Raw genomic sequence first — 9637 nt, 5'->3', positions numbered from 1 at the left:
TTCTTTCCATGCTTTGCTCTGTCCTCGTTTACCGCTTTGTTCAAGTCTTCAATATATAACTGGCTTTCAACATTCGCTGTTTCTTCCGTATACTTGTTTTTGTTGGCGTTTGCTTTTAAATGGGTACTGTCGCTGTAGAGAATTTTACCGTCTACAAGCTTATGTTCCATTGCCTGACGCAATATCTCATTAAAGATTCTTCTGGGAATATCCGTTCCGTTGAATCTTCTGATTCGATTCTGCCATATTACGCTGGCATCCGGTATTTTGTCTTCCAATCCGTACCCCAGAAACCAGCGGTATGCTATCTTGTTCCTGCCTTCAGCGGCCTTGGGGCTCCCTATTGGAACAGTGGCGCACGAGCATGCTTTTATGGCATGAGCCGCACGACCGGCAAGGCTGAACTCGTCAAGGCAGCAGAACAGGCAATTGCCTTCCAAATTGATGCAGTGATAAAAACGCTCACAAAGGCGAGCGGCCTGAAGCTTACTGATCTGCGGGCCGATGGTGGTGCAACTCGCGATAACTACCTGATGCAGTTTCAGTGTGATTTGCTGAACGTACCACTGCTGGCCAGTGCCACAGAGGAGCTAAGCGGGGCTGGTGCTGGTTTTGTGGCGGGGCAGTCGCTTGGGTTGTTCAACGCAGCAGAGGCTGCATCAAAGCTAAGAAAAAATCGTTATACACCGATGATGGATGCGTTGAAGCGAGAAGAGCTGTTGCGTGGCTGGGAGCAAGCCGTGCATGCGGTGCAAGCCTAAGAATTTCAGATCTAGGAGCCTCTTGGCTCTAAAGATACAATAATGAAAAGGGAGACGAAACATGAAAAAACTTTTTGCATTTGCATTGGCAATGGTAATGGCGCTTAGCCTTACCGCCTGCGGCGGTTCCAGCGCTCCTACTTCCAGTTCTTCTGACTCATCCGCTGAGGCAAGCGGTGCTTCTGCGGTCAGTCAGGCTGTAGCAAGTAGCGAAGCTGCCGACGGTTCGGCGGGAGCCTCCGGCAAGATTGCAGTTATTCGTCAGCTTCAAAACTCCGACCACACTGTGCAGTTCTTCGCAGGGTGCGTAGCCGAGGGCGAAGCGCTTGGCTATTCGGTTGACACCTTCTCCGCTGATGGCGATGACGTTAAGATGCAGGACCTGATGGAGCAGGCACTTCAGAAGGACTACAAAATCTGGATTATCTCCCACGCCAATGAAGGCTATCAGAAGGATCTCGTTTCTCGTGCAGTTGCCCAGGGCATCAAAGTTGTTGGCTTCGACTGCGGCGGTGACCATGTCGACGGTGTAACCTACACCTCGCAGGATGACAAGTCACTGGCCAAGCTTTCTTTGGACGCTTTGATCGAAAAAGCAAAGGCCAAAGGCGCCACCGAGCCTATCAATATCATCGAAATAAATATACTGGGCATGATTGTTCCATTTGACACCCGTCATGCGGTAATAGAAGAGTATGAAAAAGCTGGCAAATTGAAGGTTGTGGATATCATATCGCCGAAATTGGGTGGTGACACATATAGTGACGTTAATACAGCTATTAGTACTGATCTTACCAAGTATCCTGCCGGACAAGTAAATGGCATATGGGCTGCTAGTTCAGCATTTCTTGATGGTGCGGTTGATGCAATCAATGATGCGGGCCGCAATGAGATGCTGATTTCCGCAGTTGATATCTCCGATACCGAGATTCAGCGTCTCGTTAAAGTTCCTCAATATATCTGCTGTGCCTGTGTTGACCCGTACGTTATAGGCACCGTTGATGTCCGTCTGGCTGTGCTTAAGACGCTCGGCGTTGAGACCCCTGAGACCTATGCGCTGTCTGCTGTTGCCGTTACCAGCGATAAGCTTACCGCCAGCGACACGATGAAGACTCTGAATAAGTACTTTCCCAACTTTGGTTCCACGGAAGATTTCAATACTAAAGAGATTAAGGATCTGCGGGCAAAATTCGCAAAATAAAGATTCTATATGGACGGGGCGGGCGGTTTGCCGTCTGCCCTGCTCCTCTTTAATATTAATTTCTCATTAAGACTTTTCTATAAAGCCTTCGAATAAGCCCATAAATACAGCCTTCGCTTGATTTTTGAGGTTCTATTATCGAGGTAAGTATAAACTATGGAAGGAGTGTCAGAATGAGCAAAATCATCATGGAGGACATCTCGGTGGAATTTCCCGGCGTCAAGGCTTTGCAGCATGTTGACTGCGACTTTGAGGGTGGACGGGTCAAGGCACTCGTCGGAGCCAATGGCGCCGGCAAAAGCACGTTGATGAAGGTTCTTTCCGGTGTTAATGCCCAGTATACCGGGCAGATTGAGCTCGATGGTGTACCAGTAGAGATTCGCTCCCCCAGTGATGCCAAGAGACTTGGTATCGAGATAGTATACCAGGAAGTTGATACTGCATTGGTTCCAAATCTCTCGGTTGGCGAGAATGTGATGATGGAGTATCTGGTTTACGGTCTGGGTAAAGGTGGCGTTATCGACTGGAATCACCTGCACACTGAAGCTGCAAAGACGCTGGAGAATCTGCATGTATCTCTTGACACAAAGCAGCTAGTGTCGGCATTGAGTCTTGCTCAGAAACAAATTGTTGTCATTGCACGTGCGATGTTGGGACACTGCAAATTTTTGATTCTTGATGAGCCTACTGCACCGCTCAGCGTTGAAGAAACCAAGAACCTATTTGAACTGGTGCGTCGGCTTCGAGACAAGGGAATCGGTGTTATCTTTATCTCTCACCGCCTCAACGAGCTGTTTGAAATCTGTGATAGTATTACAGTGCTGAGGGACGGTCAGCTTATCAAGACATTTGAACTGGACGAAAAGACAACAATCCCTGATATTGTCGAGTTGATGCTCGGACGCGTCTACAACGAGGCGATTGATAAAAGCGGCCGTGCAATCGGCGGTGTACTACTTAATATAAAGAATCTTGCCGACAACGAAAACCGCGTTCAGGATATCTGCCTGAATGTTAGAAGTGGCGAGATTGTCGGCTTATCCGGGCTAGTAGGTGCCGGTAAAACCGAGCTGTGCAAGACGCTGTTTGGTGCCTTTGGCCGGCAGCAGGGCACAATCCTCATTAATGATAAAAAGGTACGCGCAGACACCCCTGCCGCTGCAGTTAAAGCGGGTATGGCCTTTATCCCTGAGGAGCGGCGTAAGGAAGGAATCGTCGTAGGTGAATCAGTAATGGAAAACCTGTCGCTCGCCACACTTAAAAATCACGCACGCATTCTCTCTTTACTTAATCATAAGAGTGAAAGCAGGGCTGCCGATACTAAAGTGGCAGATTTAAAGATAAAAACACCGTCAATCCGCCAACGGGTTGGTCTGCTTTCAGGCGGCAATCAGCAGAAAGTCACGATTGGCAAATGGCTTGACTCCGGTGCTGAAATCTATATCTTTGATGAACCTACTAAGGGTATTGACGTTGGAGCTAAGGCTGAGGTCTACAAATTGATTGTCGATCTCGCACGCAAGGGAAAGGGTATCATCTACGCCTCGAGCGAGCAGGCTGAGATTATGAGTTTGACTGACCGTGTTTATGTCATGTACAGTGGACGCATTCAGAAAGAACTGGTTACTGCTGATACCAATGAAGCAGAACTTTTATTCTATTCAACAGGAGGAAAAAATGATGCAGAACAAAACTAAAAGTTTCTCGGTTGGGCGCTTTTTGACTGAATGGGGTGCTCTGGTTGCCATTTTCTTGTCTTTTATTATTTTTTCCTTTACAGCGAAATCAGTCTTTTTCTCCTGGGCAAACATGATTACAATCCTTCGCGCAATCTCGATTACCACAATTATTGCACTAGGGGCGACCTTCGGCTTTGCGGCAGGTGTGTTCGACTTGTCGTTTGGCTCCATTGCAACTATTGCTGCGGCTTTCAGCATTACATTTATGGCGTGGGACAACATCCCGATGCCATTTGCTATTCTGTTGACACTTCTGGCCTGTGCCGCGATAGGTGGTATTAACGCCTTCTTAGTTATAAAGACCCATATTCCGGCCTTTCTCGCTACATTGGGCATGATGTTCATCCTCGACGGTATTGAGTTGACCTACTCTGGAGGCTCGGTCATCAATCCGAAGGTTGCACCTGCAGGCAAGACTATCATGATGGCAATCCCAGACCTGTTCAACCGTCTTGGTAAAGCACCGCTGATCATTATCATTATGTTGATCTGCATCATTCTTGTAGAGTTGTTTCAACATCAAACCAAGCATGGCAGGTTTCTCTATATGGTCGGCTCAAACGCCGAAGCGGCACGTCTCTCTGGCGTTAAGGTCAACTTTTACCGCACGCTGGCTTTCATTATGACTGCAGTATTTTCTGGTATCGGCGGCATACTCATTGCCTCCCGTGCTGGTACAGTCGCCGCTGGAGTCGGAGGCTCATTCCTTATGCCTGCGATTGCTGCCGTGAATATCGGCGCTGCTATGGGGGGACGCAACAAGCCCAACGCAGTCGGCACCTTTGTTGGTGCAGCCCTGATAGGTGTTGTTGAAAACGGCTTGTATGCTCTGTCATTCCCCTATTACGCAATCAATATCGTTAAGGGCCTTATTCTGTTGGTTGCCCTTATCATGAGCAACTATGCCAACAAAGAAAACTAACGTCCCAAAAGACGCTGAGCATCAAAAATATCTAAATATAGGGTCCCCATGCGGTCAAGTTTATCGACACACGGATACTTACATGAATTACTAAAAGGAGCGACACGAATGAAAAACAAACAAACTTTCGGTGTGATTGTGACTACGCGTAGTTTCTTCCCCTCTCATTTGGTCAAAACCGCACGGGAGCAGATTGTCAATAAGCTCAATGAGCTCGGTTATGGCTATGTGATGGTCAGCGAGCAGGATACCCAGTACGGCGCTGTGATGACCTTCGATGAGGCTAAAACCTGTGCCGCGCTATTCAAAGCACACGCAAGCGATATTAGCGGTATCATAGCAGTCCTGCCGAACTTTGGCGAGGAGCTTGGCGTCGTGGAGACCATCGATTTGGCAAACCTTAATGTGCCTGTGCTCGTTCAGGCATGCGACGATAACTTCGATAGTCTCGATATGGCTAATCGTCGTGATGCCTTTTGTGGCAAAATCAGCCTGTGCAACAATCTGTATCAGAGAAATATCCCATTCACCAATACGACGCTGCACACCTGCAACATTGATAGTTTGGAATTCACGGCTGACCTTGAGCGCTTTGCTGCAGTCTGCCGCATAGTTACTGGTTTGCGCGGTTCACGCATTGCCATGCTAGGCGCACGTCCGGTTGCATTCAACACCGTACGCTATTCCGAGAAGATCCTGCAAGCCCACAAGATTAGCGTGCAGACAGTGGATATGTCTGAGATTATCTTCGCGGCTCAAAACTATGCTGACGAAGAGAAGATAACTGCAAAAGAGGCCGAGATTCGCGCCTACGGCCGTATCCCTGCCGAAATTGGAGATGCCAAGATTATCAAACAGGCAAAGCTTTGCCTGGCCATCGAGGAGGCCGTTGATCGCTTGCAGTGTCAGGCCAGCACGGTGCAGTGCTGGGATAGTGTTGAGAACAACTATGGCTGCGCTACCTGTCTGGCAATGAGCATGTTAGGCGAGAAGGGCAAGCCCAGCGCCTGCGAGAGCGATGTGCTTGGTGCAGTCAGCATGCTGGCGGCTCACCTAGCGGCCAAGGCACCCGCGGCACTGATGGACTGGAACAACAACATCCGCGACGATCGCAATCGTTGCATCTCGCTGCACTGCTCGAATTTTCCAAAGAGCTTTTTTGAGAATCCAGACCTTGAGATTGAATGCCTTGATGTGCTAGGCAGTACCCTGGGGAAGGACCGCTGCTTTGGTGCCTGCAAGGGGCAGGTAGGTGCAGGGCCAATGACCTTTGTACGGCTCACCACTGACGACACCCGTGGTGTGCTAAAGGCCTACGTTGGAGAGGGAGAGTTTACTGCCGAGCCGATTCCAACCAAGGGTGGCGTAGCCGGCTGCCATGTTAGAAACCTGCAGGGATTGATGGACTATATCTGCAAGAATGGTTTTGAACACCATGTCTGCTATGTTCGTGGTCATGTTGCGGATGCACTTGCCGAGGCATTCTCGACCTATCTTGGTGCCGAGGTATACCGCCACAGGTAATCCTAATCTTTTATTAAAACCTTCTTGAAAATCTATCTTTGCAAAGAGCCATAAAATCTAGCTTCTTACTTTACTTTTTAGAGATTTGATAATTGGAATAAGTATAAAATAGATATCATCCCCGACCGATTGATACAGGGGGAAAAGGAGCAAATTCATGCTGAAAGGAATTCCTATGGTGCTTTCTCCAGCACTACTTGAAACGCTTGCGGAGATGGGACATGGCGATACAATCACACTTGGCGACGCTTATTTTGCGGCGGCCTCTATGGCGAAGACAAACCGCCAGTTGCGCGCGGACGGCGTATCATCCACCGTACTGCTCGACGCTATTCTGCAGTTGCTGCCGCTTGACGAGTGGACAGCAAGTTCGGTAACGGTTATGGGCCGGGAGGATGAGAGCGGCAAGATACTGCCAACCAAAATGTCGGAGCAATACCGCACAATTATAGAAAAGTACGACCCGAAGGCCGCGGCGACAATGACCTATGTAGGACGTTTCCCGTTCTATGATTTAGCGCGCAAGTCGTTTGCAGTGTTAGCGACCGGAGAGGTTGAGAATTTCGGCTGCATTATCCTGCAGAAAGGCATCCGTTGAGAGTAAAATTCTCACGGCATAGCTGTGAGGCTTTGTATACGGAGAATTCGTTATAAAAACCGTTATAATTTTGTGAATTGGAGGCTTGGTTATATGAATTGGAAAAAGAATATGAAACCGCTCAATCTTTCTTCACTCCACGGTATTCTTATTGAAGATGAAGAGGGCAACATCCAACCGATGGATGAGCCGTATTTCAAAGCCAAAGAAATTGCCCCAGGCACCTGGCAGGTATTGAGCGATGGCGACTATACCTATGTTATTGAAGGAGACGATGAGATTATCGCCATTGACAGCGGCATGGGAGCGGGCAATATTCGCGCGTTTTGTCAGACACTGTCAAACAAGCCGCTCTATCGCATGTTTAATACACACAACCATTTTGATCATACCCTCAATAACTACCTTTTTGATGTTGTCTACATGTCTGAAAAGAGCTATGAAGGCCGGTGTGAACCGTTCGGCGAGTTCGCGGGCATGGACATCCCAAACGATTATCCCGTCGTGTTTCTTAAAGATGGCGATGTTGTCAACCTTAAAGGCCGCGAGCTTCAGGTATTCAACATTGAAGAGCACCGAAGCGGTTCACTGCAGTTTCTTGATCGCAAGCAGCGCATTCTGTTCTGCGGTGATGAACTCAACGGTAATTTTTTCGACAGCCGTATCTCGGTAGAACAATCCTACCGCAACGTGAAACGCTGGATGTCGTTCCGTGATTCCTATGATCTGCTCTGTGCCGGAAACGGTATTCACGATGCGAGCTATGTCGACAAATACTACGCCACACTGGAGTATATCCTAGACGGCCACGAAAATGAAGGCGTGGAGTTTTATGTCCCCTATGCCGACCGCAGAGCCTCGATTTCGAGCAAGGACGGCAAGCTGGTATTCGCGCGCCGGGCCCCACATCTCGACAGCCTTGAGCCTCTCCTCAGAGAGGCCGGTTATGAAAAGCATCTGGAGCTCAATGGAGGTAAGGCTTGCTTCTGTCTGATGCGCAAATTGACGGAAGACGGAATTTTTGACCGCCAGCTTGAGAAAAATGGATGCCGCGTTTGCTATTATCTTAACCGGATCTGGGACAAATGATTTATTGTGGCAGGTATCTTTATAACACTACACAAAAATTGAATGACAAGTAAACGAAAAAGAGATTAAAAAACAGGGAATCATCTTTGGTTCCCTGTTTTGATACAAACAATGAATAAATTAATATCTGATAACCGATTTAAAATATGGATTGTAATTGCCGGCTTTTTGCTTTCAGGGGTTAATATTGGAATTAGTGCAAACAGTAATGTCGCCTTTTATGCACCGGTAAGTAAAGCTCTGGGGGTGAGTGTAAGTGCGTTTTCAGCCACCGCTTCAATTACCTCATTTGTATCAATTCCCTTTATATTACTGATACCGGTTCTACTGAAGAAGTTTTCGAACAGGCAGATTGTTCTTTTTTCTGGAATGAGTTTTGTTCTGATTAAGCTGCTGTTCGGCCTGTCCAATAGCTTATGGCAGATGTATGTATGCTCAGTAGGTCTTGGCCTTTGTTTGCCGGGTATCGGTTATGTCGTGATAAATTCGCTTATCAATGATTGGTTTCATGCGAGTAACGGTAAGGCGATGGGAATGGCTGCCTCGGGCGCAGGCATTGTGGGAGCAATCGTGTTGCCGATTATCAATCTGATGATTCAGCAGTATAATTGGCGCTGGGGGTACTTTACTCAGGCGATTATTGCTACTGTAATGGTTTTGGCTGCGGTACTGCTTATTCAGGAAAAGCCCAACGATACTCAGGCGGTTTCACCCCATATACAGGAGGAGACAAAGCAAACCGCATCAGCTTTGCGCAGCCCGTCATTCTATTTCTTAATGTTAGGGCTTTTATTGATTTTAGTCATTGGTTCGGGAGTACAGCCCTATTTAATGATTTATCTTACTGGAGCCAATTATTCGTCAGCTTTTGCGGCAAGCGCTGTTTCTGCCATCTTATTAATTAATACCTTCGCAAAGATTATTATGGGCGCTGCTTTTGATAAGGCCGGTGCGACAAATTCCGTATGGATTATCGGCGGCTCTATAGTACTCTCGCTGGTTCTTATGCTTACCAGCAGATATAGCATAATATTTACATGTTTATTTGTGGTTGCCTTTGCCTTTGCCTATGCGAATATGTCTATACCGGCCCCTTTTTTAACGCAATCGCTTTATGGCCGACAAAATTTCTCTGGCAACTACAGTATAATTATGGCTGTCACATCCATGGGGGGAGCTATAGGTAATTATCTTACAGGTTTTTTATCCGAACAGTTTGGCAGTTACGATACGGTATGGTATTTATATATTGCTGGAATCCTAATGAGTACTGTTTGCCTCTTTGTTTCCTGTGGCCTTTCAAAAAAAGGTTATTAAATTAGCCGACCTTTAAAGCTAAGTCGTAAGACAATATAAAGCTTTAATAAAAATTACGCAAGTAAGCCTGTACTAGATAATGCTCTGCGTTTCAGTTCTGTTTAAAGCAATCAATTAACCTCCAGTTCTTTGGAATTGGAGGTTTTCATTGTAGCTTCAGCGCAAAAAACCACCAGCTCTGCTGGTGGAATTAGAACGCTTATAGCGAAAAGAGGTCCTCCAGTGATAGAATGATGAAGGTTCACCAACCGCATCAAAAAACAAAGGAGGACATGTCAATGGATGACATAAATAGTTTAACACATTCGAAATGGAGATGTAAATATCATATAGTATTTGCACCGAAGTATAGACGACAAGAAATATATGGACAAATCAAGGTGGATATAGGGCAGATACTTAGGAAATTATGCGAACAAAAAGGGGTGGAAATAATAGAGGCACAGGCATGCCGCGACCATATACACATGATGGTAAGCATACCAC

General features: G+C 47.0%; 9 protein-coding genes and 1 pseudogene. 9 read left to right on the top strand and 1 reads right to left on the bottom strand.

The window, feature by feature from the left end:
* A pseudogene (locus BLR50_RS14610) lies at positions 1 to 308 on the bottom strand (transposase); the annotation flags it as partial.
* On the opposite strand from BLR50_RS14610, the gene BLR50_RS13945 reads away from it, so the two are divergent.
* The 9 genes from BLR50_RS13945 to tnpA form a co-directional block, all read left to right on the top strand.
* Complete coding sequence (locus BLR50_RS13945) at positions 189 to 761, top strand: FGGY-family carbohydrate kinase (protein ID WP_242871777.1); 573 nt, start codon at positions 189 to 191, stop codon at positions 759 to 761. The pseudogene BLR50_RS14610 and the gene BLR50_RS13945 overlap by 120 nt on opposite strands.
* A 61-nt stretch (positions 762 to 822) precedes the next feature.
* Positions 823 to 1962 (top strand): substrate-binding domain-containing protein, encoded by a 1140-nt coding sequence (locus BLR50_RS13940; protein WP_092643688.1) that lies wholly within the window; start codon positions 823 to 825, stop codon positions 1960 to 1962.
* A gap of 173 nt (positions 1963 to 2135) precedes the next feature.
* Positions 2136 to 3659: a sugar ABC transporter ATP-binding protein gene (locus BLR50_RS13935; protein WP_092643685.1), complete on the top strand. Its 1524-nt coding sequence runs from the start codon at positions 2136 to 2138 to the stop codon at positions 3657 to 3659.
* On the top strand, positions 3640 to 4623 hold the full coding sequence (locus BLR50_RS13930) for an ABC transporter permease (RefSeq protein WP_162840458.1): 984 nt from the start codon (positions 3640 to 3642) through the stop codon (positions 4621 to 4623). Before BLR50_RS13935 ends, BLR50_RS13930 begins: the two co-directional genes overlap by 20 nt.
* A gap of 108 nt (positions 4624 to 4731) precedes the next feature.
* Positions 4732 to 6147 carry an L-fucose/L-arabinose isomerase family protein gene (locus BLR50_RS13925; protein WP_092643679.1) on the top strand — a complete coding sequence of 472 codons (1416 nt, stop codon included), beginning with the start codon at positions 4732 to 4734 and terminating at the stop codon, positions 6145 to 6147.
* A 157-nt stretch (positions 6148 to 6304) separates the two neighbouring features.
* Positions 6305 to 6745 (top strand): RbsD/FucU family protein, encoded by a 441-nt coding sequence (locus tag BLR50_RS13920; RefSeq protein ID WP_092643676.1) that lies wholly within the window; start codon positions 6305 to 6307, stop codon positions 6743 to 6745.
* Positions 6746 to 6838: 93 nt separating this feature from the next.
* Positions 6839 to 7834 carry an MBL fold metallo-hydrolase gene (locus BLR50_RS13915; RefSeq protein ID WP_092643673.1) on the top strand — a complete coding sequence of 332 codons (996 nt, stop codon included), beginning with the start codon at positions 6839 to 6841 and terminating at the stop codon, positions 7832 to 7834.
* A 99-nt stretch (positions 7835 to 7933) separates the two neighbouring features.
* The gene (locus BLR50_RS13910) at positions 7934 to 9151 is read left to right on the top strand and encodes an MFS transporter (RefSeq protein ID WP_205408719.1); all 1218 of its coding nucleotides are present in this window, start codon (positions 7934 to 7936) and stop codon (positions 9149 to 9151) included.
* 278 nt (positions 9152 to 9429) lie between these two features.
* Positions 9430 to 9637: IS200/IS605 family transposase (gene tnpA, locus BLR50_RS13905; protein ID WP_143008118.1), on the top strand; the 208-nt coding region annotated here is incomplete at its 3' end.

It is taken from the genome of Acetanaerobacterium elongatum (assembly GCF_900103835.1).
GTDB lineage: Bacteria > Bacillota > Clostridia > Oscillospirales > Ruminococcaceae > Acetanaerobacterium > Acetanaerobacterium elongatum.
This window is presented reverse-complemented; position numbering and strand designations above follow the sequence as displayed.

Coding starts and splice junctions, on each gene's coding strand:
- BLR50_RS13915 (WP_092643673.1), top strand. CDS start 6,839: ATGAATTGGAAAAAGAATATGAAACCGCTCAATCTTTCTTCACTCCAC.
- BLR50_RS13925 (WP_092643679.1), top strand. CDS start 4,732: ATGAAAAACAAACAAACTTTCGGTGTGATTGTGACTACGCGTAGTTTC.
- BLR50_RS13930 (WP_162840458.1), top strand. CDS start 3,640: ATGATGCAGAACAAAACTAAAAGTTTCTCGGTTGGGCGCTTTTTGACT.
- BLR50_RS13920 (WP_092643676.1), top strand. CDS start 6,305: ATGCTGAAAGGAATTCCTATGGTGCTTTCTCCAGCACTACTTGAAACG.
- BLR50_RS13940 (WP_092643688.1), top strand. CDS start 823: ATGAAAAAACTTTTTGCATTTGCATTGGCAATGGTAATGGCGCTTAGC.
- BLR50_RS13935 (WP_092643685.1), top strand. CDS start 2,136: ATGAGCAAAATCATCATGGAGGACATCTCGGTGGAATTTCCCGGCGTC.